This window comes from Spirochaeta isovalerica (assembly GCF_014207565.1).
Classification (GTDB): domain Bacteria; phylum Spirochaetota; class Spirochaetia; order DSM-2461; family DSM-2461; genus Spirochaeta_F; species Spirochaeta_F isovalerica.
The window spans coordinates 978,767-1,005,295 of sequence record NZ_JACHGJ010000001.1; the positions used below are offsets into that span (position 1 = coordinate 978,767).

General features: G+C 46.9%; 20 protein-coding genes. 7 read left to right on the top strand and 13 right to left on the bottom strand.

Annotated elements, in window-relative coordinates; all coding sequences use genetic code 11:
- Position 1 precedes the first annotated feature (1 nt).
- The 5 genes from HNR50_RS04285 to HNR50_RS04305 form a co-directional block, all read right to left on the bottom strand.
- Positions 2 to 1,060 (bottom strand): ABC transporter permease, encoded by a 1,059-nt coding sequence (locus tag HNR50_RS04285; protein ID WP_246433763.1) that lies wholly within the window; start codon positions 1,058 to 1,060, stop codon positions 2 to 4.
- Positions 1,057 to 2,562 (bottom strand): ABC transporter ATP-binding protein, encoded by a 1,506-nt coding sequence (locus HNR50_RS04290; protein ID WP_221439799.1) that lies wholly within the window; start codon positions 2,560 to 2,562, stop codon positions 1,057 to 1,059. The genes HNR50_RS04285 and HNR50_RS04290 overlap by 4 nt, the downstream gene beginning before the upstream one ends.
- Before the next feature lie 324 nt (positions 2,563 to 2,886).
- A complete protein-coding gene (locus HNR50_RS04295; protein WP_184744178.1) occupies positions 2,887 to 3,972 on the bottom strand; it encodes a BMP family lipoprotein in 1,086 nt (361 codons plus the stop codon).
- 132 nt (positions 3,973 to 4,104) lie between these two features.
- Positions 4,105 to 5,301: a phosphopentomutase gene (locus HNR50_RS04300; RefSeq protein WP_184744180.1), complete on the bottom strand. Its 1,197-nt coding sequence runs from the start codon at positions 5,299 to 5,301 to the stop codon at positions 4,105 to 4,107.
- Between the two features lie 56 nt (positions 5,302 to 5,357).
- The gene (locus tag HNR50_RS04305; RefSeq protein WP_184744182.1) at positions 5,358 to 6,491 is read right to left on the bottom strand and encodes a thymidine kinase; all 1,134 of its coding nucleotides are present in this window, start codon (positions 6,489 to 6,491) and stop codon (positions 5,358 to 5,360) included.
- 110 nt (positions 6,492 to 6,601) lie between these two features.
- On the opposite strand from HNR50_RS04305, the gene HNR50_RS04310 reads away from it, so the two are divergent.
- The 4 genes from HNR50_RS04310 to HNR50_RS04325 all read left to right on the top strand — a co-directional run bounded on the left by HNR50_RS04310 (position 6,602) and on the right by HNR50_RS04325 (position 13,151).
- A complete protein-coding gene (locus HNR50_RS04310) occupies positions 6,602 to 7,681 on the top strand; it encodes an adenosine deaminase (RefSeq protein ID WP_184744184.1) in 1,080 nt (359 codons plus the stop codon).
- A gap of 111 nt (positions 7,682 to 7,792) precedes the next feature.
- A complete protein-coding gene (locus HNR50_RS04315; RefSeq protein ID WP_184744186.1) occupies positions 7,793 to 10,306 on the top strand; it encodes an ankyrin repeat domain-containing protein in 2,514 nt (837 codons plus the stop codon).
- Between the two features lie 158 nt (positions 10,307 to 10,464).
- Entirely contained in the window at positions 10,465 to 11,313 is an 849-nt protein-coding gene (locus HNR50_RS04320; protein ID WP_184744188.1) for a phosphate/phosphite/phosphonate ABC transporter substrate-binding protein, read from the top strand.
- Positions 11,313 to 13,151 (top strand): ATP-binding protein, encoded by a 1,839-nt coding sequence (locus HNR50_RS04325; RefSeq protein WP_184744190.1) that lies wholly within the window; start codon positions 11,313 to 11,315, stop codon positions 13,149 to 13,151. Before HNR50_RS04320 ends, HNR50_RS04325 begins: the two co-directional genes overlap by 1 nt.
- 95 nt (positions 13,152 to 13,246) lie before the next feature.
- Here the strand turns inward: HNR50_RS04325 and HNR50_RS04330 are convergent, their stop codons facing one another.
- The 4 genes from HNR50_RS04330 to HNR50_RS04345 all read right to left on the bottom strand — a co-directional run bounded on the left by HNR50_RS04330 (position 13,247) and on the right by HNR50_RS04345 (position 17,707).
- Complete coding sequence (locus HNR50_RS04330; RefSeq protein WP_184744192.1) at positions 13,247 to 14,845, bottom strand: response regulator; 1,599 nt, start codon at positions 14,843 to 14,845, stop codon at positions 13,247 to 13,249.
- On the bottom strand, positions 14,838 to 16,310 hold the full coding sequence (locus HNR50_RS04335; protein ID WP_184744194.1) for a sensor histidine kinase: 1,473 nt from the start codon (positions 16,308 to 16,310) through the stop codon (positions 14,838 to 14,840). Before HNR50_RS04335 ends, HNR50_RS04330 begins: the two co-directional genes overlap by 8 nt.
- A 1-nt stretch (position 16,311) precedes the next feature.
- Entirely contained in the window at positions 16,312 to 17,271 is a 960-nt protein-coding gene (locus HNR50_RS04340) for an ABC transporter substrate-binding protein (protein WP_343060089.1), read from the bottom strand.
- A gap of 103 nt (positions 17,272 to 17,374) precedes the next feature.
- Entirely contained in the window at positions 17,375 to 17,707 is a 333-nt protein-coding gene (locus tag HNR50_RS04345) for a cupin domain-containing protein (protein WP_184744198.1), read from the bottom strand.
- A 124-nt stretch (positions 17,708 to 17,831) separates the two neighbouring features.
- On the opposite strand from HNR50_RS04345, the gene HNR50_RS04350 reads away from it, so the two are divergent.
- On the top strand, positions 17,832 to 18,776 hold the full coding sequence (locus HNR50_RS04350) for a GGDEF domain-containing protein (RefSeq protein ID WP_184744200.1): 945 nt from the start codon (positions 17,832 to 17,834) through the stop codon (positions 18,774 to 18,776).
- Here the strand turns inward: HNR50_RS04350 and HNR50_RS04355 are convergent, their stop codons facing one another.
- From HNR50_RS04355 to HNR50_RS04365, 3 genes are all read right to left on the bottom strand, one after another.
- Positions 18,777 to 20,828: a UvrD-helicase domain-containing protein gene (locus HNR50_RS04355; protein ID WP_184744202.1), complete on the bottom strand. Its 2,052-nt coding sequence runs from the start codon at positions 20,826 to 20,828 to the stop codon at positions 18,777 to 18,779.
- 207 nt (positions 20,829 to 21,035) lie between these two features.
- On the bottom strand, positions 21,036 to 22,484 hold the full coding sequence (locus HNR50_RS04360; RefSeq protein WP_184744204.1) for a tetratricopeptide repeat protein: 1,449 nt from the start codon (positions 22,482 to 22,484) through the stop codon (positions 21,036 to 21,038).
- A gap of 116 nt (positions 22,485 to 22,600) precedes the next feature.
- The gene (locus HNR50_RS04365) at positions 22,601 to 23,137 is read right to left on the bottom strand and encodes a hypothetical protein (RefSeq protein ID WP_184744206.1); all 537 of its coding nucleotides are present in this window, start codon (positions 23,135 to 23,137) and stop codon (positions 22,601 to 22,603) included.
- Positions 23,138 to 23,232: 95 nt separating this feature from the next.
- Between HNR50_RS04365 and HNR50_RS04370 the strand changes: the two genes are divergently transcribed.
- Positions 23,233 to 23,805, top strand: a complete 573-nt coding sequence (locus HNR50_RS04370; protein WP_221439780.1) for an FHA domain-containing protein — start codon at positions 23,233 to 23,235, stop codon at positions 23,803 to 23,805.
- 1 nt (position 23,806) lies between these two features.
- Entirely contained in the window at positions 23,807 to 24,817 is a 1,011-nt protein-coding gene (locus HNR50_RS04375) for a potassium channel protein (RefSeq protein WP_184744210.1), read from the top strand.
- Here HNR50_RS04375 and HNR50_RS04380 read toward each other — a convergent pair.
- Complete coding sequence (locus HNR50_RS04380) at positions 24,814 to 26,529, bottom strand: EAL domain-containing protein (protein WP_246433865.1); 1,716 nt, start codon at positions 26,527 to 26,529, stop codon at positions 24,814 to 24,816. The genes HNR50_RS04375 and HNR50_RS04380 overlap by 4 nt on opposite strands.

Below are 26,529 nucleotides of genomic sequence, written 5' to 3' on the forward strand. Positions count from 1 at the left end.
ATTAATTGCCCTCCTTTTTAAACTTCTTCCTGATTGAGTCGATTGCCTTTTCAATCAGAACGCTGGTTGCGGCAAAATAGATGATTGTCGCAATAATTGTATCGCCGATTTCCGGCGGTATGGAGGTCATGGCATTCATAAATCCCTTACCGGAGTGCAGTATGCCGAAGAAGATGGCGCTGACCAGAACACCATAAGGAGAGTTCGCTCCGAGAAGAGCAACGGCGATTCCGTCGAAACCGTAAGAGGGAAGAACCCCGATTTTCATGGTGTTGGCATAACCGATATAGAATGTCGCCCCGGCCAGACCGGCTAGTGCGCCGGAGATAACCATGGAGAGCACGATATTCCGGTTAACTTTCATCCCGGCGTATTCGGCTGAGAAACGGTTATAACCAGCCGCTTTCAGCTCGAAACCGAGAACCGTACGGTTCAGAATGACAGCTATCAGCACGACTGCCAGAAGAGCCAGGAACAGCCCCAGATTTATCGACGAATCGTTAAAAAGTTCTGTCAGCCAGGGCGCTCTTAAGGAGGCTGCTTTGGAGATTGCTCTCGACTCGGTATCGTATGCCCCTTTAAAGAAAGAGGGGATGGTGTAGTAGATCGTCCAGTAGGCGATCCAGTTCATCATAATGGTGGAAACGACCTCGTGAACATTGAAACGGGCTTTCAGCAGACCAGGAACCAGGGCCCAGAGACCGCCACCGACAAATGCCGCCGCAATAGCGACAAGAAGCACAACCGCTCTGGGAGCGTCAAGAGACAGCCCCACAGCTGTGGCGCAGAGACCTCCGAAAAGCATTTGACCGGAAGCACCGATATTAAAAAGCCCGGTTCTGAAAGCAAAGGCTACAGAAAGACCTGTTAAAATCAATGTGGTGGCAGTAGACAGAGTATCGCCTATCCTACCCACATTCATCAGTCCGCCGCGGAACAGATATGTAAATCCCATAAATGGATTATTACCGGTAAAAGCCATAAGTATGGCGCCGGCAATAAGTCCGAGCAATACGGAAATTAATCCGATCAGTACTTGTTTGTTTATATGTAATTTCAAGGATTCTCTCCTTTTCCGATACCGGCCATCATAAGACCGACTTCATTTTCATTTGTTTCCGAAGCCTTAACCATTCCGACCAGTTCTCCGTGGTTGATAATGGCTATGCGGTCTGAAAGGTCAAGGATCTCATCGAGTTCGAGGGAAACGAGGAGAACTGCTTTTCCGCTGTCTCTCTGTTCCACGAGTCTTTTATGAATATATTCGATTGAACCAACATCGAGACCTCTGGTGGGCTGAACGGCTATGAGGAGATTGGGATTGTGGTCCACTTCCCTGCCGACGATTGCCTTCTGCTGGTTTCCTCCCGACATCGATCTTGTTATTGATACTGCCCCTTCGCCGGATCTGACATCGAAATCCTTGATAATCTTGTCGGCGTGTTTTCGGATCGCATCAAAATTGAGGAAACCGTTTTTCGAGTACGGAACCTTGTTGTAAATCTCCAGAACCATATTCTCTTCCAGAGAATAATCGAGAACCAGACCGTGCTTATGCCTGTCTTCGGGAATGTGCGCCATTCCCGATTCGATTCTTTCTTTGATGGAACTGGAAGTAATATCCACATTATCCAGCTTGACGCTTCCAGATTCAATCTTTTTGAGGCCGGTCAGGGCTTCGACAAGTTCTGTCTGTCCGTTTCCATCTACTCCGGCCAGTCCGACGATTTCTCCGGCTCTGACTTGAAGAGAGAAATCTTTCAGTCCCATAACGCCGTGATTTCCCATTACCGAGAGCTTATCGATATCAAGAACGAGTTCTCCCGGTTCCTGATCTTTTTTATCGACAGTAAAAGACACGACACGACCGACCATCATTTCAGCCATTTTGGCTTCGTTCGTATCGGCTACTTCTACTGTTCCGATCACCTTACCTCTCCGGATAACCGTACAGCGATCTGCTGCAGCTTTTATCTCTTTGAGCTTATGAGTGATAAGAAGAATGGACTTGCCCTCTTCCGTAAGGTTTTTCATTATCTTCATTAACTCCAGGATTTCCTGGGGTGTGAGTACCGCTGTAGGCTCATCAAATATAAGCACATCGGCATTGCGGTAAAGCATTTTAAGAATTTCGACTCTCTGCTGCATACCGACTGAAACATCTTCAATCAGTGCGTCGGGGTTGACATCGAGTTTGTATTTTTCTGAAAGTTCCTTGATTCTTTTGGAAGCGGCTTTCAGATTGAGAGTCAGGCCCTGTCTCGGTTCAAGTCCGAGAATGATATTTTCCGTAACAGTAAAGTTGTGAACGAGTTTAAAGTGCTGGTGAACCATACCGATGCCCAGTTCATTGGCCATATTCGGGTTATTGATTGTAACTTCTTTACCGTTAATCCTGATCTGCCCTCTGTCGGGTTTGTACAGACCGAAAAGGATACTCATCAGAGTTGATTTCCCGGCTCCGTTTTCTCCCAGAAGCGCGTGGATTTCCCCTTTCTTAAGATTGATTGAAATATCGTCATTGGCGACAATTCCGGGGAATTCTTTCCGGATATTATTCATCTCTACAACATATTCCACGATCAACCTCCTTTTTTTAAAATTGTATTACTCTTTTTTAAATATGAAACAAAACCGAACGGATAGCAAAACATATTAATCTGTTTCACTTTCATACCGTAATGATCAGTTTCAATCTCTATACTTTCCGGTTTTTTAAATCGAGCGAGTCCTTGATTCCGTTTCAAACCTGATTACCGATGATTCACTGACAAAAAAAGTATGGTCAAAACATTTCAGCAACAGTGAAACCGAAATAAACACGCCCGGTAACTGGCGAAAAAAAAGGGGTGTAACCACCCCTTTCATACATCTGTATCGATTAAATTATTTAATCAGATTGCCCTGTTCTGCAGCGACAACGACTGAACCGTCCTGAAGCTTAGCAAATACTTTAGCAACTTCAGCTTCAACAGAAGCATCGAGGTTGGGGTTCTCTGCAGGGATACCGACACCATTGTTTTTTGCATCGAAAATCAGAGTTTCTCCACCGGGGAAAGTTCCGTCGAGAACAGCTTTTACCATATCGTATGCTGCTACGTCGATTCTTTTCATTGCGGAAGTGATAACGACAGATTTATTACCTTCGTAAACACCATCGGGGTACTGGTTAACGTCTACACCGATAACCCAGACTTTCTCTCCGGTTTTTACTCTGGATTTAGCTTCGTTGATAACACCTACACCAACACCGCCGGCGGCAGCGAAGATAGCGTCAACACCTTTGTCATACATCTGGGCAGCAAGCTGCTGACCGGCGGCAACATCTGTAAATGTTCCCTGGTAGATGATGTTTTCAGCGTTGAGTTTGATGTTTGTTCCGTTGTTTTTATTGGCGTATGCAACACCCTGCTGGAATCCCCAGTTGAATTTCTGAACAGCGGGAATTTCCATTCCGCCAATGAATCCCATTTCACCTTCTTTGATCTGAAGAGCGGCAGCGTATCCGGCGAGGAAACCTGACTCATGCTCAGAGAAGAAGATGGAAACAACGTTTTTCTCAGCTCTGAACTCGCTGTAGTCCGCGCTGTGGGGAGTTCCGTCGAGGATTACGAAGTTAGCTTCAGGCCATTTGTCCTGAGCCGCGAAGATAGCCGCTTCGAACTTGAATCCGGGAGTTACGATTGTAGTGAACCCGGCGTCGTAGAGGTTACCTATCTCTTTGAGATAATCAGCTTCTGTTTCACCTACGGGCTTGAGGTATTTAGTTGTAACGCCGAAATCTTTTTCAGCTTCCAGAATACCTTCCCATGTTCCCTGGTTGAAGGATTTGTCATCGATAGTTCCTGAGTCAGTAACCATACCGACTTTGAGGGCAGGTGCAGCAGCACCGGAGTCACCCTGCTGGCCATTTGCGAAAGCAAAATTGGCAACAAGCATCATGGCGAGTAAAGCAACAATTACTTTTTTCATTTTAGCTCCTAATTCCTTTTTCTAATTTGACAACTTTAAATGTAGACCTAGTGATTGGGGTTGTCAAGCAAAAAAACAGATTGTCAGACGATCAGACAATAGCGTTACCCTCAACAACCTGTCTTTCCCCTTTCAAACCAGCATATCCGACCCGTTTTCAACTACCGGAGCACCGAAAAATGCCGCCAGAGTCTGGGCCGTATCGGCAAAAGTCTCACGGATTCCGAGATTCCTGACCTTCCTGTTTTTACCATAGATCAGCAGGGGAATATGTTCTCTCGTATGGTCCGTACCTTTATATGTAGGATCGCAGCCGTGATCGGCTGTAATGATGAGAAGATCTTCGTCGCCCATCTTGTCCATAAGTCCTTCCAGCCTCTGGTCAATGGCGGAGACGGCATCGCAATATCCTTGGGGATCCCGTCTGTGTCCGTATACCATATCCGTATCCACGAGATTGACAAAGACGAACTGATCCTTCTCCGGTCTGGAAGAAAATATCTCTTCCGTTCTGGCCAGACAGGCGGGGTTTCCCGCGTCATGATAGCTCACATCGATCCCCTGCTCGTCAAAGATCGAGCCGATTTTTCCCACGGCTACCGTCTCCACACCGTTTTTCTGAAGATGATCGAGAATGGTATCACCCGGAAGGGCAATGCTGTAATCATGCCGCTCTTTGGTTCTGAAGAACTCACCGGGTTTACCATCGAAAGGTCTGGCAATAACACGTCCCACATAATATTGATCACAGAGCTTTCTGGCGATTTCGCACATTTCATAGAGCTTATCAATCTTATAGATATCATTATGAGCGGCAATCTGAAACACAGAATCCCCTGAAGTGTAAATAATGGGATAGCCTGTTTTCAGGTGCTCTTCACCCAGTTCGGCTATGATTTCCGTTCCCGAAGCAGCTTTATTTCCCAGAACGCCTTTGCATCCGGTCTGTTCGATAAAATCGTTTACAAGCTTCTCGGGAAATGATGGGAAAGCCGACGGAAACACCGTAAAGGATTTCTCCAGCTGAAGCCCGGCAAGCTCCCAGTGTCCTGTAGTCGTGTCCTTACCCGGAGAGACTTCCTTCATCACTCCCCAGGAGGCAAGGGGTTTGTCAACTGGTTCGCATCCCGGAAGTGTGTTTCCAAGAAGTTCCGAGCCGTTGCCCAGCCCCATTTTTCTAAGTACGGGCCATTTGGAACCCGGTACGTTTTCACATATATGGAGAGCGGTATTCGCTCCTGTATCACCGAAATCTCCGGCGTCGGGAAGTTCGCCGATACCGAAACTATCAATAACCAGAACAGTTGCTCTTTTTGCTTTATCTGACATATTTACCTTCCTCTTTCATAAATATAGGTTAGAAGGCATTAAATCGACAAATAATATTATTTTTCCAGATCAAGATACCTTCTATTGTCTGATAATCTTACCATTAGGTATTTTCTGTCAAGATCCAAAGTTTCCGTTATGGTCCGAAAGAGCTCTTCGGTTAAAAGATTGTGCTCCGCATAGAGGTAAATGAGGGCCTTTTCAGCAATATACGGCACTTTCAGAGCATTCAGATTCATGGACCGCATATCAAATGTCCCTGATACCGGTTCGGAAATATTCTTGTACAATTCCGATTTTTCGATATGGTTTTTCAACTTATCCAATTCGGAGATAAGAGGCCCGGAATCGCCGGAAGCGGCCATTTCACCAAGTGGTTTCAATGTGAAGAAGGTGTATTCTTTTCCGGGAAGGTAGTGGTGCTCGTCACAGCGGGTGCAGTAATCGGGCTCTCCCGAGTCGCGCTTTTCCACATCTCCTCCAATTATAATGAGGGGATCAAAATAAAGAGCGGGACATTCCACGCCTCCGACTGTGTAATATCGATAGGTGTAAAAGGAGTCGCGGATGCAGTCAGAATGATCGCAATAGGCGGTCAGGGGAAAAACATCGCTCGCCGTTTCGAGAAGCAGAGCCGCTGTGGGGTTGAAAATCTCTTTCCGGAAGTTCAGGACCAGTGTCGGATAAATAAAGATCAGTCCTTTTCTTTCCGATGCGTACTTGATAACATAAGCCAGCCGTTCATCGTAAAAAGAGGCTTCATCAATAATCCATGTTCCCACATGGGGATGATCTTCTATAAGCTGTTCCAGATCGAATGAGTTTTTTATAAAGGCGATATTGGAACCGCACCGCTCATATCCGCCGCGGTACCCCAGCGCATCGACGGGATACTCGCTGAACCTCTGCTGATCCAGAATCGATCGGACAAAAAAGACATTCCTTCTGTCCGCGCCGTCGGTGGTCGTCAGTTCGGAGAGGGAATCGGATTTCTTCAGAACGACGCGGGAATCCCTCCAGACCCTGGCACTGTATTCCGTTTTTCCCGAGCCCATTGGCCCTATAACGAGGATTCTTCTCCCCGGTCTTGTAAAGTCAAAATGATTGAAGGAATGGTGTACGGACACAGAGGGGAACCCCAGGCTTTTCAGGAAGTTGTCTGTGTCCCGATTCTGATTAATCTCAGCCAATGTTAATTCTCCGGAATAAGTAAAAGGTAACGGTCATTATCAGGTCTTAACCTGTTTTTTTCAATGGCTAAAATTTGCCTTGAAGGAAAAAAGACTATATCATATCCAGTATGATAACAAAGGAAATAATCAAAAGACTGCCAAAGGTGGAATTGCACCACCATCTCGACGGCGCTGTAAGACCGTCGACAATCATCGAGCTTGCTGAAAAAAACAATATAGACCTTCCGGAAAACGAACCGGAAAAACTGGCCGACTGGTTTCACAGAGGAGCGGACAGAAAAAACCTGGCCCTTTATCTGGAAGGTTTCGGAGTTGTTCTCCAGGTCATGCAGACAGAAGAAGCGCTGACCAGAATAGCCAGGGAAAACCTGGAAGACCTGGCGGAGCACAATGTGGCCTACGCGGAAATCCGATTCGCCCCGGAACTGTGTGTCGAAGGCGGACTGAACCTGGAATCGGTTGTCGAAGCCGTTTTAACCGGATTAAAGGAGGGTAAGGAAAAGACCGGCGTTTCATTCGGTTTGATACTCTGTGCCATGAGAGACCGTCAGAACTCTCTGGAAATAGCGGAGCTTGCCGTATCCTTCCGAACAAAAGGAGTTGTCGGTTTTGATATCGCCGGAGATGAGCACGGCCATCCGCCGAAAAAACACCTGGAAGCTTTTCACTACATCCAGAACCGGAACTTCAATATTACAATTCATGCCGGAGAGGCATTCGGTGTCGAATCGATCTGGCAGAGCATTCAGGTATGCGGAGCTCACAGAATCGGCCACGGGACGAGACTTCTCGAGGATATGTCCATAAAGGGAACTCACATTGAAAGAATGGGGACTCTCTCCCACTTTATCCGGGACAGAAGGATTCCTCTGGAAGTGTGCCTCTCTTCAAACGTTCAGACCGGCGCAGCTGAATCGATAGATGAACATCCCTTTATCATTTTCTACAGAAACAATTTCCGCGTCCTCCTCTGCTCGGATAATCCGCTAATGAGCAATACAACGATTACCAATGAGCATATTATTGCGGCAGAACACTATCATCTGGATATAAGCGATTTTGAAAAACTCACTATTAACGCTATGAAATCGGCATTTGCCCATTACGATGAGCGTGTGAGAATTATTTACGATGTGCTGAAACCCGGTTTCAAGAGAATCAAGGAAGAGATCCATCATATCGACTAATTCCCGGCATTTGGGTAAAAAGACTGCTTCGGCGGTCTTTTTTTATCAACGATTTTAATATATAGCCGAAAATTATTGTGAACTACAGTAAATTTTTTGAAGGATTGGAAGATGAAATATTTCAAACTGCTTCTGGCACCGGTTATTTTAGTTCTCGCTTTGAGCTCCTGTGCTTCCGAACCGGAACCGGTTCCCGAAGAGCCGCAGGTCGTCGAGGACACGGGACCGGAAGAACCCCTTCTCCACAGCCTGATAGCTGAAAACAACAACAGAGAACTGTCCGATATGTTCAATATGGACCTCGATGTGGATGAGAAAGATTCCATGGGCAGGACAGCCCTGCATATAGCAGCCATGAAAGGCAATGTGCAGATGATCGACCGCCTTCTTTTATACGGCGCCTCCATCAACGCTCAGGATAAAGATGGAAAGTCTCCTCTTTCTCTGGCACTGGAAAACGTTCAGTACAGCGCTGCCGGAGTCCTTGTAGACAAAGGCGCGGATATTTATATTCAGGATAATAAGGGAAGCACTCCTGTGGACCATGCCATGGTCAAGGGGATTTCCGCTATCGAGCAGCTTGTTCGTGAAGACAATATCAACCTCCTCGGCCCCGCTGGAAACGGACTGATACACAGAGCCGCATCGGAGGGGATGAAAAGCCTGGTGGATTTTCTGATCGGAAAAGGTGCCGATGTCAATTTGAGAAACAGCGAGGGTATGCTGCCTCTGGATCTCTCTCTGGAGGACAAAATAGATTTAACATACGCTGAAATCTCCGCTGCTCTGATTACGGCCGGCTCGCTTAAGAGTTCCAAAACCGATTTCAACTATCTTTATACGGTTTTTCAGCTGGGAGACTTCAATGTTCGGGATGAATACGGGAAGACACCTCTTCACAAAGCGGCGGAACTGGGACATGAAGGCTTTGTCAAATATTTTCTGAACAATGATGCCGCACTTGACGCCAGAGACAAACCGGGCAACACGCCGCTGCACGAGGCGGTCAGAAGCGGCTATATCAACATCGTCAAAGCTCTTCTGGACAAGGGAGCCGATGTCAATGCAGAGGATTTTAATGAGAACACACCACTCCATGTTTCTCTCTCTGTCGAAAAGAACAGCGAGATCGCCGAGCTCCTCATCAGGGAGGGGGCCGATGTCAATGCGAAAAACAGCTTCGGTAACACGCCGCTCCACCTGACAGTTTCTCTTCAGGAATCAAAGGATATGGCGGAAATCCTCATCAATAACGGGGCTTTTATCGACTCCCGGAACAAAACGGGTAACACACCCCTCATGCTCGCCGTCGATAAGGAACACAGAGAGATCGCGACTCTCCTTCTTACCAAAGGTGCCGATATCTACGCCGTAAACATCAATCAGAAAACACCTGTTCAGCTGGCCCTGGACAAGGGACCGGAAGTCATTGAATGGCTGATAACTCCCTCGAATATAAACAAGAGCGACAACAGCGGTAACACGATTCTTCATATGGCGGTGCTTCTCGGAAAGGAAAGCGCCATAATCAATCAGCTGCTTACCATAGGAGCCATTCCCGATATACGGAACATGCAGGGCAATACGCCGCTTCATGAAGCCGTGATCCTGAGAGATACAGAGATAACGTCAACTCTGCTGGATTCCGGCTCATCTTTCTATATTACGAATAATGCCGGAGAATCCCCTCTGCTTCTCTCCTTTAAAAACGGACCGGAGTTTATCCGGGCGATTCTGACACCGGCTTACATTAATGTGACAGATGCCATGAAGAACACGCCTCTGTTCTATGCCGTCAACTGGAGTACGCCGGAAATGGTTCAGCTTCTTATTGCGCTGGGAGCCCAGGTGAACATCAGAAATATGAACGGATCGACGCCGCTCCATGAAGTCGTCCGCTCCGGTTCTATGGAAAGCGCCGAGATTCTCATTCAGAACGGCGCCGATATGGAAGCCACCGATGCGGCCGGCAACACGCCGCTTCACGAAGTCGTTTTCTGGGATGCTCTTGATGTGGGAAATCTTCTCATTTCCAAAGGCGCCGATATAGACGCCAGGAACAATGCTGGCAGAACCGCTATGCTGGAAGCTGTGAATATGGGCAGAGAATCGGTCGTTAAATTCTTTCTTGATCGGGGAGCCGATATCAATGCGGCTGACAGTTCCGGTAAAACAGCGATCTTCGATGCGGCCATTACGGGATATTACGATATCGTGACTCTGCTCCTTGACAATAAAGCCTCTCTTTCACGAAGGGATGACAAGGGGAATACAGTTTTACATGTATCGCTCATTTCCGGAAACAGAGAAATCTCTCAGATGCTCATCGGCAGAAACAGCGATATTTTCGCTTTGAACAGAAAAGGAGAATCTCCTCTGTCGATTGCCCTTTCACAGGGTGTCGATACGCTGCAGTGGTTCCTGACCGATGACAATATCAATGCCGTCAACAACGACGGCATGACTCCTCTGCACTATGCGGTCAAAAATCGCTCCGGCAGGGATGTCATTTCGCTGCTGATTGAAAAAGGTGCTCTCAAAGATGCGAGAAACTCCTTCGGTCTGACTCCTCTGGAATATGCCAAAGAGGAGAATTACCCGGAAGTCTGGGATTTGCTCAGATAATAATTAACAGATTTTCTCACAACCCGGTCATAATGGCCGGTTTTTTTTACGCTTTCTTAATTTCATAAAGCCCCGGCATCGCGCTATTCCGAAATACAAATCTATTTTCTCATGCTTTTTTTTAACATGTGTCTTATATTTTATTACAGGACAAGATAATGAAAAAGATTCTTATCATTTGCCTGATGTTTCTTGCTGCAACACTTTTCAGTCAAACCGTTTTGAAAATGGGTCTATTTCCCATTTACAATGCCAAAACCATGATTAGATTATTTGCTCCTATCGCTCAGAAACTGGAAGAGGATACGGGCTATTCTATTCAGCTTCTCTCCTCTCCTGACAAAGCGGACTTCAACAATAAAACTCTCAACGGCTATTTCGATATTTCCTGGACCAATAACTCCTGCTACCAGGAGGCTCGGGAAAAGGGGATCATATGCGCTGTTGCCAGAGGAACTCCTGCGTTTAGAGGGATAGTAATGGTTCGAAAAGACAGCGGGATAGACAGCATTGAACAGCTGAAGGGAAAGAAGATCGGAGCAATCGGCCCCTATTCTCTCGCGGGATATCTCTTTCTGAAAAATGACCTCATAGACGCGGGAATTGATATTAATAGGGATTGTCTACTCGAATTCAATCTGAAACCGGAAGCCATTCCCTTCAGAGTACACGACGGGGTCTACGATGCAGGCGTATTCAGTGAAGATACGCTTATCGGCTCGCCTCTTTTCGAGAGCATAAGGGATGATATGAAAATCATTCACAGCTCCATCCCCATTCCCCATTTTCCCTTTACAGTTAAAACTGACATGGATCCGGTTCTCAGGAATTCAATCCAGAGATCCCTGAACGGGATTTCTCATGAATCGGAGACCTTCCGTGAAATACTGGACGATCTGAATCTCGAAAAAATCATGGCCGTAGATGATTCCGATTATGATGAGTTTGTAGAGTTTTACCGGAAATCCATCAATTACGATTCAGTTGGAAATCAGGAAAAAAAATAGTGAAGATAAGAACGCAGCTTTTCAGCTTCATTGCTATTCTTGTCCTTTCGATGAGTTCATTAACGGTGTTTTTCTTTTCATCGGAATATAAAAACTTCGCTCTCAAAAGGTTGGAGGAAACTGGTAATTACATTATTGAAGATATAGCTTCCGAATCGGTTGATTATCTCTTCTACGAAACCTTTCAGACTCTGAACGAAATGGTCGAGACGAAAAAAAACCTTCCCGATATTGCGAGAATTGTGATTTTCGACAGGAATGGAAGAGTCGTTGCATCAAGCGAAGAGTCATTCATCGGCGAAGATTTATCAACCTGCTCTTCAGGCATCAACCAATTGGAAGATGAGATCTGTTTCGTAAGGAATATAGAGTACAGCGGGCGCGTTCTCGGTGTCATCCAGCTATTGATTTCCAAAGATAGAATTAATCAGGAGCTGCTTGAAAGTACGGGAAAATGGATATTTCTGCAAATGCTGTTTCTGGGGATCTATCTTTCAATACTGTTTTTTGCGCTTAACCGTTTTCTCTCTCCGCTCAACGACATGAGACGAGTTGCCGAAGCCGTTTCACAGGGAGACTTTTCGCTACAGGTCAAGGAAAGCCGTTCTCTGGAACTGAAGAGAATTGCTCTTGCCATGAACGAAATGAGCCTGGCTGTACTTCAGAGAGAACAGCAGAACAGGGAGCTGAAAGATTATCTTATCAATATGATCAATTCCATATCAGCAGCGATCATAGGAGTGGACAGGGATGGGAGGATTCATTACTGGAATAGAAAAGTGTTAGATTTTCTGGACCGCGATGTTTTCAATCAGGAACAGAAACTGGAAGGCATGCTTATTGACTCCCTTCCTCTCAAATTCGATTTGAAAAATGATTCACTTGAAGAAGCCATCAAAGCGGAAAAGATATCCCTTTTTGACAATCTCTATTATTACATTGAAGATGAACTTCAATTCGTCGAAATGAAAGTCTTTCCTCTCATTTCGGAAAAGCACAAGGGAGCGGTGCTGCTCATAGACAATATCAGTGAGAAAAAGCGATATGAGGGGATGCTGCTTCAAAATGAAAAAATGTTGACAATCGGCGGAATGGCTGCAGGAATGGCCCATGAGATAAACAATCCCCTATCGGGTATTATGCAGAATGCCGACTTGCTCAATCTCCGCCTTTTTTCCGAGTCTCCCAGAAAAAATAAAGCTGCGGAGACATTAAATATCGATCTGAAGGATATGGAAGAGCTCTGCCGTGAGCTGAAGATTCCCGCCTATATCTCCTATATCACAGAGTCATGCCGCAGAATCAGTGAAATTGTCCGGAATATGCTGAACTTTGCCCGACAGGAAGATACGACTTTTTCTCAATACAGAATCAGGGATTTGCTGGAGCAGACCCTCGTTCTGGCACGAAATGAATTAAACAGATCCCATGCCATCGATTTCAGACAGATCGAGATTGATCAAAATTACTGTGATGATAACCTCTGTCTTTATTGCCAGCCTCAACAGATTGTTCAAGTCATTCTGAATTTACTGAAGAACAGTGCCGAAGCCATGTTTGATACAGGAAGGTCGCCCCGAATCAGTATTGCCTGCCGGAAAGAGAAAGACAACATACTCCTGATTCTTGAAGACAACGGATCGGGGATACCGGAAAACATTCAAAGCAAATTGTTTACACCGTTCTTTACCACCAAGGCGAAAAGAGCGGGAACGGGACTGGGAATGTTTATTTCCTATCGTATCGTAAAAGAGATACATAAGGGCAATATCCTCGTAGAGTCGGATGGGGAAAGCTTCACCCGTTTCACTCTTCTCTTTCCCATAATCCAGAAATAGATCCTGATTTGGCCCGATCATGTCTCCCATCAGCCCATTTGAGAGATCAGACTATTTATTTTTTCAAGTGTTACTCATTGAGGGTAAAGCTGCATTTATTTAAGAGAATGGACGATTTTTTCAGAACGGAAGTCCCTGGGAGACAGACCCACATTCTTTTTAAAGATAAAACTGAAATAATGGGGATCATTGAAACCCGCTTCGTAGGCGATATCAGAACTCCTCAATTCGGTATTCCGCAGAAGATACTTCGCTTTGCCGATCCGCACCGATGTGAGATACTCGATAAAGCTCCGTCCCGTTTCCTGAGAATATACCGTGCTGAAGTGGTTCGGACTGGCATTGACATGTTCCGCTACCGAGTGCAGACAGATATCCGGATCGGCAAAATGGCTGTCTATATACTCATTGGCCTTTCTGATCATTTCATAATGTTTGCCTTTACCCTGTGAATCGCGGAAAGCTAGGACTTTTTCTATCAGATCCCGGACATGGAGAATGAAGCTCTCACGGGAACTGATCATATTGTTCAGCTTCTCCCGCAAAAGGAAAGAGGGAATAACTTCATGTACATCTCCGCCCAGTTCTCCGATTATCGCCGTGGAGGCGATGATAATATCGCCCAGCAGATAGTTGCTGAAAAAAGGAGAATAGGATTCGCTGTCGCCGAAGAGCGAAAGATACTCCTCCATGATCACATCGATCTCGCCGGCCGCGGCATATTTGAGCCTTCCGGCTATACGGCAGCTTTCAGGGGGAAGCAAACTGATTTCCCCTGAGGATGAATCCATATCTCCGGCTCCGAGAATAAGCTGTTGCCCCCGCTCCCCCATAAATCGGGAAACCCTGTCCGCTTCTTCATAGGAGAGGGGGATCTCCCCGATCCTTTTCACAGCTCGGCCAATGCCGATGCTGACAGGGCAGCCGGTCTGTTTGGTAACCTCGGATTTCAATCCCTGGGCGAGAGAATAGGCGGTTTCTTCCACCGATTCCTCTTTCGATTCCTTAACAATTAAAACATGGCGCCCCGGACGCTCGGAAAAGAATATGACATCCGCTCTTTTTGAAAGATGACTCTTGAGAAACAATCTGGCGGAAGGCAGCTCTTTTTTTCTCCCCTCGGGAGCCTTAACTTTTACGATAGCAACCGCGTAGGCTCCTGAAATCAATTCAATCCCGAGATCTCTCGCCTCTTCAATGGCACCGGCCGGAGAAACAAGACCAGCCGCCAGTTCCCGCAGCCATCGGTCCCGGAAAATTTCCTTCGATGAGAGAACCTGATTTCTCAGATTTTCCAGACTGACGATCTGTTCTTTCTCCTCTTCTATCGATGCAGCCACCTTATGAAGGATTTCGAGGAGCTCCGCTGAAGAAAAAGGCTTGAGCAGGTATTCCTCGACACCTATGGATATGGCCTCCCTGGCATAGCGGAACTCATCGTGTCCGGAGAGGATGATGATTTTCACCCAGGGCTGTTCCTTGCGGATGATCCGCGCCAGTTCCAGGCCATCGAGAAAAGGCATCCTGATATCGGTAATGAGAATATCGGGCTTCAACTCCTTGATCATGGACAGAGCCATCTCCCCGTCCGGAGCCTCCCCGACCAGGTTGAAAGGAGTTTCGTCCCAGTGAATATTGCTGCGGATCCCTTCGCGAAGGACAATTTCATCATCAACTAGAAAAACATCATACATAAGAGTTCACCACCGGCAGGGAAAAGAATACCCGGGTTCCTTCGCGGAACCGGCTTTCTATTTCCAATCTGGCAGCGCTGCTGTAATAGAGCTCCAGACGTTTGTTCACATTGTAGAGACCGTAAATATCATTATGAGAATCGGGCTCGGATATCTGGTTGATCTGACCGAGAATGTCCTCAAGCCTCTCTTCGGACATACCGATTCCATTGTCCTCAACGGAAAAACACATGCCCTGCTCATCCATCCAGCCCCGGACACGCAGGGTTCCCTTTCCCCGTTTATTTTTGATGCCGTGATAGAGTGCATTTTCAACCAGAGGCTGAAGAAGGAGCTTGACCATGACATTTTCAGCCATTGTCTTATCGTATTCGACTGTATAATCGAGTATATCGCGATAGCGTATTTTCTGTATGGTCAGATAACTCTCCACATGCTTGAATTCCTCCTCTACGGGAATCCAGTCTTTTCCTCTGCTGAGCGATGTCCGGAAAAAAGAAGAAAAAGCTCTGGTTACGCCGATCACCTGATCGTACTCCCGGGATTCTGCCAGCCAGACAATCGTATCGAGCGTGTTGTAGAGAAAATGAGGTGTTATCTGCGCCTGAAGAGCTTTCATTTCCGATTTTCTGTGATTTTTCTGTTCCTGAATGTTTTTCTCCAGTAGCTCCCGGATCCGCACAGCCATTGTGTTGAGGTGTTCCGTCAGGCTGTCCAGTTCCTTCACCTGGGGAAGACTGACGCTCACATCCAGATCGCCACCGGCGATTCGCCGGGACATCTCCTCCAGTCTCGCGATCGGTTTGTTTATACTAAGAGAAACAGATCTCTGGGCAAAAACTGCAAAAAGGACAACCAGGAGGAAAATAGCGCTCTGTACCCCCGCCAGAAGCCAGGTGGAACGTTTGATGGTTTCGTTGGTCTGAGCCGTGGACTCGATTTCCAGTACGATAAAATCCTGAAGGATATCGGAAATCAGCGCTGTGACCCCGCGGATCTCCTCGACGATCTTCTCATTTTCGAAAACCGATTCATTCCGTCTCATCTGGGCGCCCAGACGATCGACATAATCGGTCATGGTTCTGACAGCCCGTCCTGCCACTTCGAGCATTCTCCGGTTCTTAACGGAACTGGTCTGAGCCATGATTCCATCGAGCCTCATATGGATATCAGAAATAATCTGATACTGGTTCCCTTCGGAGAATTTTTTGTTTCCCGCAAAGATATCCCAGATCTCATCTGTTACGTCGCTAATGATAATCTGATTGAGCTGGTTGGCCATCTCCATATTAGTAATAATTCTGTCGTATCTCATGGTCTGCAAAACCGATGAAGTTATGCTGAATACAACAGGTATGAACATAATTCCGATGATGATGATGTTAAAAGTCCGTATTTTGTTTTTAATGCTGTAGGACCTGAGGAAAGGGAGCATCCCCTCCACGGTCCGGACCATTCGGCTCATATCAGTAACCCCTCGGTTCAATGGCGTCCAGATCATCCCATTCGGTAAAGACTTCCTCCTGAACGTGCATAAGCCTGGGGATGGTTTCGCCTTCCGCCAGTTTCCGTGCCAGATCCATAATGACAGGGCCCGTCCTGGGATTACACTCGATAACGCAGTTGACCTCCCCCTTCCGCAGCGCATCGATAGCCGCCTGTTCCGCATCGATTGTAACGATGACGATATCCTTACCGGGGCGGATCCCCCTCTCTTTCATGGCTTCGATGGCGCCGAGAGTCATTCCGTCATTGTGGGAGTAAAGTACATCGATATTATCTATCTCATCGAGAATTCCCAGCATAATCTCATAGCCTTTGGATTTGAGGAAATCCCCCGAGCTGCTGTAAATGATTTCAAAATCGGGATTGTCATCAATAATATCCCGGAACCCTTCGGCCCGGCCTATGACACAGGAAGCTCCGTCCGTACCGGAGATCTCGACGATCCTCACCGGTTTGTCGCGTTCGGAGGATGAGAATTTCTTCTGGAGAAAGAGAGCCGCCTCCCTTCCCTCACGGATGCTGTCGGTTCCGATAAATCCCGCATAGAGAGTTTCATCAGAGGTATTGATTTTTCTGTCCGTTACCAGAACGGGAATGCCCGCGTCTTTCGCTTCGGTCAGAACATTGTCCCACCCGTCTGCAACGATGGGAACGAAGGCGATAACATCCACCTGATAGACAATAAAAGAGCGGATAGCCTTTATCTGCTTTGCCTGTTTCTGCTCGGCATTTTCAAAAAGCAGCTGAATTCCCGCGTCTTCCGCCGCCTTTTTAACAGAATGAGAATTGAATGTCCGCCAGGCGCTCTCCGCACCGATCTGGGAAAAGCCCAGTATGATCGAATCATCCATATCCTGCTGGGGAACAGGTTCTTTTTTGGGAGCGCAGGATGTAAAGAGGGAAAGCGTTAACGTTAACACTACTATGTAAAAGAATATCGCTTTTCTTGATTTCATATAAATCCTCAATCTGTTGAATAGACAATTATAATACCGGAATTCTCATTCGCTCAAGGATAATTAATTACAAATGCGGCGCACAGGCCCAGGCGGTAACTGATTTTGTCTCGCCGATATTAACCGTGTAATGAGGTTCCCCTTCAGGTATGAGTATGCAATCGCCCTTTGCGAGTTCATGAACTTCGTCCAGCTCCGTCAGATGGATTGCCACCTGCCCCTCTATGACATAACAGGTTTCATCGGCTCCCTGATGCCCCTTATCCAGACAGGCTTTCTGGCCGGGCAGCAATGTGCTCACAGCGAAAATCAGTTTATCCGTATGAAAATAGACTTTGGTAAACTCCTCTCCTTCGAGAAGATTTTTCGTTTGGTTATATCTTACAACTTTTTGGCTCATAAATTCTCCTGAAACCATATTATATCCTTTTCCGCCATAGCGCACCCATTCTTTCCATTCGATAAGACAGGAGTGCAAAACAATATGCGGAAATGATGTTACCTATGAACTATAATTAAGCCATATGAATGGAACTCCCTTATTTTTCACACTGGAACCGGACAGCAATTCACCGGAAATACCCTTACGGCCGGGAAAAGAGTACCTGATCGGGCGGTCTCCCGCCTGCACGATTCTCCTGACCGACGGAGCCGTTTCCCGTGAACACGCCCGGCTGGTCTGGGGCGGATCGACATTCGAACTGAAAGATCTGGGAAGCACAAACGGAACCCGCGTCAACGGGGGGGAAATTAAAGAATGCGCACTGTCCAGCATGGACCGCATCACATTCGGCCGTATCAGCTTTACATTTAAAATCCGGAAAAAAACCGCCAGCGGAAATGTGACATTAACACCGGGCGATACAGCCCTTCTGGACAGGGAACTCGAACAGATCATCGAAAAAACCCTCGAGCCCAATCTCAAGAAGCAGCTCAATGATTTCAAGGAGAAGTTTTCAAAGGCAAAAAAAGGGTTGATGGATCTGGCCTATAACGATGATCTGACCGGACTTTACAACCGCCGTTATTTTGACCGGATGCTCGATACAGAGTGGCGCCGGGCCAGGCGATACGATCGGCCTCTCACACTGATAATGGCCGATATAGACCATTTCAAAAATTTCAATGATAAATACGGACATCAGAAGGGAGATTCCGTTCTCCGAACTGTCGCCACGATACTGAAGGAGAACTGTCGCTCCAGCGATATGGTCTGCCGGTACGGTGGAGAAGAGATGGCCGTCATCCTCCCGGAACAGCAGGAGGATCAGGGATTCGGTACGGCGGAGAAACTGCGCCGCGCCGTTATGCAGCATGCCGAGGAAATAGAAGGGGTCCGGATAACCCTGAGCTTCGGTGTCGCTACGACAGACGGGTTAATGAAGACCGTTGAGGATCTGATAAAGAAAAGCGATACCGCTCTTTACGAAGCCAAAAAGAACGGACGGAACCGCACAGAGAGAGGCTGATCAGTTTTCCATAAGCTCTATCAGATCGGAGATCACAGGATCATCGGTGCTCTTTTTTGTAAATATATTGAGATTTTCCATGGCTCTTGTCATGGATACGTATATAAGGTTCCGAAGGAGTTTTTCCGATTCTCCGCTCTCCAGTTCCCGGTTATAGAAAAGAACGGGAATAAAAAGCATAACGACGGGCATATCAATCCCCTTGCTAGAATGGAGAGGGGACAGTCTTATGCTGCCCCTGTTGTGAAAATCAAAATCGGGATCTTTTATATTGACCGAATCAATTCCTTCTTCTTTCAGCTTGGCAGCTATTTTTTCCAGAAACCGGCCGCCGGGAGCCAGAATGGAAATGTTTTCCCTGTCGTACTCGATCGTATTGACGAAAATCCGGACTTTATCGACCAGCATATTGTACAACTCTTCCGTGTCATCGGAGAGGTAAAGTTCCGGCACCGGCCCTTCCCGGAACGCCCGGGGAGAGATCGAGCCGTCGTAGGATTCATCTACCAGGCTCCGGAAACGCTCCGCCAGATTGTGAATAGGAAGACTGTTCCGGAAGTTGGTTCTGAGGATTTTTGTCCTGGCCGGAGTTGTAATTCCCGCCCGGCTGTAAGGCGCTCCCATGCCATAGATAGACTGATCCGTATCCCCGGCCAGAATAACCGATGAGGAGGACAGGTTCTTCAGAAGCCTGAGCTCCACGGGATATAAATCCTGGGATTCGTCGACAAAGATATGGTCGAATCCACTGTCTGCTTTCTTCTCGAGAAGAAGCAGTCTGGAATAGGCGCGGGAGATTTTCCCCTCTTTCAGCATATTTTTCTCAAGATCTTCCTTTATGGTCCAGATCTTCTCACGCTGTTCCGCCGACAGACGCTCTTTCAGTCCCTTGCGCCGGATCATCCGGTCTATATATTCCTCCCTGGTAATTCCGTAGCCCCAAAGGAATTCTTCCAATTCGAGAACCAGATGTTTCACATCGGAGAATATATCCTGTTCGCTTTTCCCGCATAACCTGCTGACAATCGTGTAATCAATGGCCAGATTGGGATACTGTTCCTCAAAGATTCTATTGAGGAATCGATCAGCTGTTGATATTTCAGCCTCCCCTTCTCCCATATTCATGATTCCGGAGATGTAGCGGTCATACTTCACAAGCGTGTTGGTATAAGTGAGAAGCAGAAGTTTTTTTGAAGCGAAAGCCAGAACCCCGTCGTTGGCCTGTTTCATAGCTTCCAGAAGAACAAGGGTTTTACCTGTTCCCGCTCCGCCTTTGACGAGAAAATCATTTTTCAAGCTGATGGATTTCAGTACATCCTTCTGCTCCTCGGTCAGCGAGGTCATATTGCGTTCGTAATCCATTCTTGTCCGGGAATACAGGCTGACACGAAGAAGATTCTTCAGATAGCGATCGACATGATCATAAGCGGGAAGTTTCCCCCGGACATCCTTCAGCTTCTCTGCCAGCTCCTCGCGGACTTTTTTCTCACCCTCCACTTCCCGGCTCAGGTTTTCCAGGCGCGATTCCAGGTATTTCTTAACGGTTTTCAACTCCTCCAGTTCGCGATACTGCTCCAGAAGGAGATCATTTTCCCGTTTCAATCGCGAGAGCTCTTCCTTGACCCGTTCAAGCTCAGCCAGATCTTCACTGATACTTTTTCTGTTTTCCCATTGGGAGAGATTCTTCTTCAGCCTGGAAAGAGACTCGTCTTCTATGCCGGCCACGCGGCAGAACTGCAGAAAATTAAAAGTAACGGCCCTCACCTCCTCGGCACTGACCGTGGCAAAGTCGCGATAAATATCTTCCACGAGAGAACTCATATCCATCAGCCCTTTGAAAGAGCTGAGTTCGACCAGATGTTTTCCGGGATTCTTTTCTATAAGATATCGTTTGTAATTGTACAGATTGGTACTGAAAGTTATGGTCCAGCTATCATCAAATTGCGGAAAATGGCGCCGCATATGATGTTCCAGATAAGACCGGACAGCCAGAATAAAAAAAGCTCCGTCGGCGCCGGCCATGCTGATAAGCCTGCTGATTTCATCATTCACTGTTCATCTCTCCCGGGACCATTGTACACGAAAAAAAAGAGCTGATCCACATAAGACCCGGCAACGCCTGAATCTCCTGCAGAACAGCCCCTATAAGAAGGTTGTGAAAATGATTTATATGCATAAGTGCTGAAATCATTTATCAATATATATTATTCATCTAATATATGCAAGTCCTAATTTTCTAAAACTGATTATCATTATGACTTATACGGAAGCCCTCGAATTATATTTCTTTACTAGCTTTATATAACCGGGATCTGTTTTAAGATTTTCCAGACCGGCCATTGTGCTGATTTTCCTGTTGACTTCATCGGGAGTCAGTTTCAGGTATTTTTCCAGATTAACAAGAGCTTCCTCTTTATCGCCTTTCTCCGCATGAACTGAAGCCAGCTTCTGATAGGTATCGGCATGATCCGGTTTCAGTGAGGCAACTCTATTGAAAGCGTCAACTGCTTCTCTGTCACGGCCCAGTATATTGAGGACTTTACCCTGCAGATACCAGGCTTTAGCAAAGTCGGGAACCATTTCCAACAGACTGACCAGATGGTCGGACGCCTCTTCATAACGTCCCAGCCGGGCCAGAATCCTGCATCGGCAGAAACGGGCTTCGCGGTCATCGGGCTTGATTTTCAGGATTTCCTCATAGGCTTCCAATGCCTCTTCGTTGCGGCCGAGCTCGGAAAATTTACTCCCCATGGCATAGTAGCTGTCCAGCGCCTCCTGCTCCCGCTCCAGCATTTCCAGATCGACTTTCCCATGGGAAAGGGGATTCTCCTCTTCGGGAACCAGCTTGATCAAATCCACAGCCATATTGCTGTAGGCTTCGATCGCTTCATCCTCACGACCCAGGCGGACAAGGGTATCTCCCATTCTGCCGTAAGTCTGCACGGCTTCCTCTTCTCTTTTAAGTTTTCTCAGATCCAGTCCCAGTTTCTTATAGGCTAAGGGATAATCAGGTTTCAATTCCACGGCTTTCCTGAATGATTCGACAGCCTCTTCATTCTGTTCCAGTTCTTCCAGAACAATTCCGAGATTGCAATATACTTCTGCTGTATCGGGAGAAATCTCCGCCGCCCTTCTGAAAGCTGTTGCGGCCTCTTCATAATTTTCCAGCTGACTGAGCACGAGACCTCTGGCGAAATGTAGCCTCAGGGAATCGCTTCCCCCGGAGAGAGCCTTATCAAGAGCATCGAGAGCCTGCTCCGGATCTTCCCTGTAAAAGAGTTCAAGGCCGCGCATAACCCAGTCTCCGGGCTGAAAACTCCGTTCCGTAACAGAAAGTTCAGCCAGATTACGGCTGTAATCCTTAATCATTAAGACCTCGCGTTCTCTTCCGGCTGCATCATCGGGAATAATCAGAGCGATTTTTTCTCTGTAACCTCCGAGAAGCTGCCTTTTCAAAGCTGTCAGCTCACGGGAAATCCTGCGGCGAAAGGAATAATTGGAAACCAGCAGGATTATGAGAAAAACCGTTCCGAAAATGGCGACAAGAATGAAATTGAGAAGATCGACCTCACCCAGTTTGGACTGGAGGATGGAAACCAGGCTTTCCAGTTCGACAATTCTCTCCTGCAACTGTTCTGTTGTATCCTGTGCGAGAACCGCAGCCGGTAGACAAAAAATTAAAAAGCCAAAGAGTCTGAACCTTTTCATATTAGAATATTATACAACTGCGGGACAGGAGTAGCCATAAGGATTATTTATGAAAAAACCGCCTCGGGAGTATGAGGCGGTTACAAACAGATTCTAATGAGTACTACTTTTGACTACTACTCAAGAAGCATTGTGTCCTGATTGATTCCCGCAAAGGAATCGATAATCATGGTCGTGGCCTGTTCGATCAGATCCTCCTGGTCCGATGCTGAAAGATCCTCCGGACAGACTACGATTTTATAGAGAGGCGAAGTCTGTTTTATCGGCCCGTCGAGAAATTTAATTCCCCTATCCAGAACCATGTTTTCCGCCAGTGTGCAACCCTCTTTCGTCAGCGTTTCGGGAACATCCTGCCTGAACCCGATACTGGTGTAATCCACTTTTCTGTCGCCTTCGACCATAGGCCCTATGCTTATGAGGGACCCGGAGTATGTCAGAGCCAGGGCTCCCCTTTTATCGTCGCTGTCAAACTCTCCCGTTTCATCCATTCCCATATTGCACATCTGGTCCCGGAAAGATTCCTCTTTATCCTGCCATCCCCGCACCAGCCGGGCCATTGTCTGCTCATCATTATCGAGTCCGAAAGTTTTTATAACGCTGTTGAGATGGCTCTGAATATTCTCAGGCAACCCTGTTATTGAAGTGCTTTCCATTATCAGCTCCTTTTTTTCCTTTTTTTTTTAAAATATCCCCCGGCGGCAGAGAAAAAAATATGCTGTTCGGTACGATCGGGGTTATGCTTAGATGTATGAGAGATAAAGCAGAAAAGACTCAATGGTACCTCGAAGGGGAAACCCGGGACAAAGCTCCCTGGATCATTCCCCTGAATGAAAATTTCTCCATAGGAAGGCTCGATTCCAGCGACCTGATCCTGTCATCGGGATCTGTCTCCAGACGTCATGCGAGAATGAATTTCGACGGGGAGGACCTCTATATACAGGACCTAAACAGCAGCAACGGAACGTTCGTCAACGGAAGCCGGATAAAAGAAAGATCACTTTTACGGCACGGAGACCTCCTGAAAATAGGCCAGACCGAATTCCGCGTTTCCGAAGGGATGCCTGCTTCAGGAGAGCAGGAGGAACACACTCTTGTCGGCATTGGAGACGGGCAGCTCGATTTCTCAGCTCACTACGGACTGTCGGAACGGGAAACGGAAATACTATATTTCCTTGTCAAAGGTTTCAATCTTCAGGACATAGGAGATAAGCTCTTCATCTCTCCGGGTACTGTTAAAAACCACGTTTTGAAAATTTACAAAAAGACGGGAAGCCACTCCCGCATAGAACTGGCAACAAGCTTCCGGGAATTCAATAGTTGAAATGACGCCTTTACGCCGCTTTATAATGGCACTTTTCTTTATTCTCTTTCTCATTTCCGCCGGAACCGCAGGGTTTATGATCATAGAAAGCTGGACCTTGAATGAAAGCCTGTATATGACCTTCGTAACTATTTCGACAGTGGGTTTCGGTGAAATCCATCCTCTCTCTCCGGAGGGCAGGATTTTTATGATGATTTTTCTGACTGTCAGCATTCTGACCGTCGGATTCACCCTGACGGCCCTTCTCTCTTTCTTTTTCGAAGGGCATATGAGCAAAACCGTTAAGGAGCGACGGATGAAACGGATACTCTCTTTAATCAAAGAACACTATATCATTTGCGGATTCGGAGATGTGGGCCGGGAAACCGCCGCCGAGTTTTCCAGAAAAAAAATCCCCTTTGTCATTGTCGATAATGACCTGCCGGAAACGGAAAAAGAGCTATTTAGCAGCTATGTCTTTATTTCAGGCGATGCCACAGAAGAGAGCGTTCTTGAAGAAGCGCGGATCAACAAAGCGGAAGGTCTGGTATCCTGTCTTTCAACAGACCAGCAGAACGTTTACGCGGTTCTGACGGCCAGGCAGTTAAACGGAGCCTTGAGAATCGTCGCCAAAGCTTCGGACGAACGGGCAGTGAAAAAACTTGAAACGGCCGGAGCCGACCGTGTCATCCTTCCCAAGCAGATTGCCGGAAGACGGCTGGCAACGGTGAGCACGCATCCGTCCATTGTCGATTTTCTCGATGTGCTCACATCGGGAGGCGATGAATTGATGCATATAGACTCGGTGGAGATAGGCAGCCATTCGCCGCTGACAGGCAAATCGCTGAAAGAGAGCAATATCGGCCAGAATACGGGAGCTATCATAATCGGAATACTGGACAGCCAAGGCCGGACCAGAATGAATTCGTCTGAGATGGCGTCGCTGTCATCCATGACACTGCAGCCGGGAAACAGGCTCATTGCTCTGGGGAATACGGAACAGATAATGAATCTTCAGAAATATATTGGTTAGAAAAGCCTGAGGAAGCTCTCCTGCGGGACAGCTTTGCTGAAGAGAAAACCCTGAACCTCATCGGCGCCGAGTTTTTTAACCAGTTCCAGGTGGTCTTCTTTCTCAACCCCTTCGACAACGACAGGATATTCCAGATCGTGCAACAGCCTGATAATGCTTTCCAGCATCCGGTCGCCTTTTCCCATAGCTGTTGCATTGAGTAGCAGGCTTCTGTCTACTTTAACCCGGTCGAAAGGGATTCTGTTGAGACAGGAAAGCGAGGAATATCCCGTGCCGAAATCATCGAGAGCAATGCGGATCCCCATCTCCTTTAGCTGATAAAGCTTGTTGACCGAAAGCGGGTTGCGGTCGAGAAAGGTCCTTTCGGTAATTTCAATCTCAACATTTTCAGGATACAGGCCTTTGAGGAGCATTTCCTTTTCGATAAGCGTCAGGACATCGAAGTGGTGAAGCTCGTAGGGAGAAATATTGATACTCACGATAAAATGAGGGTCAATATGATCACGCATATAACGACAGAAACTGAAAGCCTGGCTGACAACGATTTTTGTAAGCTTATGGATAAGGTTGCTCTCTTCGATTATATCGATGAAAGTATCGGGTTTGAATATGGATCCGTCCGGTTTTATCCATCGGATAAGCGCCTCGGCGCCGATATACCTCTTCTCCTTCAAGGACCATTGAGGCTGGAACCAGCTGTGCAGTTCTCCGTCATTCATGGCCTTTGAGATTTCTTCGAAAAGAGCGCCCGCATGGAGTTCCTCGCGATCCCGGCTGTCAAGCCTGTCGTAGAGGTTGTTCAGTCTATTGTTGAGTTCTTCGTTCCTCTGCCTGAGCGTATTGAGAGTCATGATCTCTTCTTTCAGTTTATCTCTGTCGTGGATTTTATGAACCCGGTTTCTATCCTCCCGGAACCTGTCGCTCTGAGAAATAAAGCGCTTCATATAATTATAGGATTTATCAAACTCTTTCCGGCGGAAGAAGACTTCAGCGATAAGCAGAATCAGCTGACCGAAATAATCGACGAAATCCCTCTCTTCGGCGATGCGGATGCCGCTGGAAAAAAACGTTTCCGCTTCGGTATTCTCCCCCAGCTCCATAAGCGTTTCTCCCGTATTGAGGAGCAGAATGACAAAATTGAGGTGCCGTTCCTTTTCTTTTTCCTTTTCATAAAGATCCAGGGCCCGGGTAAAGGCTTTCAACGCGTCTTCAAACCGTTTCTGGTGAAACATGAGAAGCCCCAGAGAATTGTAGGTATCGGCGAAGAGAATTTTATCTTCCAATGTTTCGCCGTATTCGAGAGCCTGCTCAAGATAAAAGAATGACGTTTCGTAATCCTGCAGAATGCTGTAAAGGGTGGCGAGCTGGCCCAGAGCCTTAACAATATAAAAAGTGTCATCGAGAATGAGGCTCAGCTTGTAGGCTTTCTGAATGCTCTCCAGAGCGTAATTCATCTCCTGGATGTATCGGAAATAAGAGAACCGGGACAGATGATAGTAAAACTGATATTCGGGGCTGTTGCTGAAATCTCTGTGATTGAGAATGATATTGGAGAGCCTGACAAAAAAGTCACCATTATAAATTGACAAACCGGCCATGAGCAGAGCGATCATCTCTTCAATATCGCCTTCCGGCGAGATATCAATAGAATCGATATTGTTTCTGTAATAGAGTCCCGGATCCGACCTTAGAAGCTTGTACCGTTCTTTCAT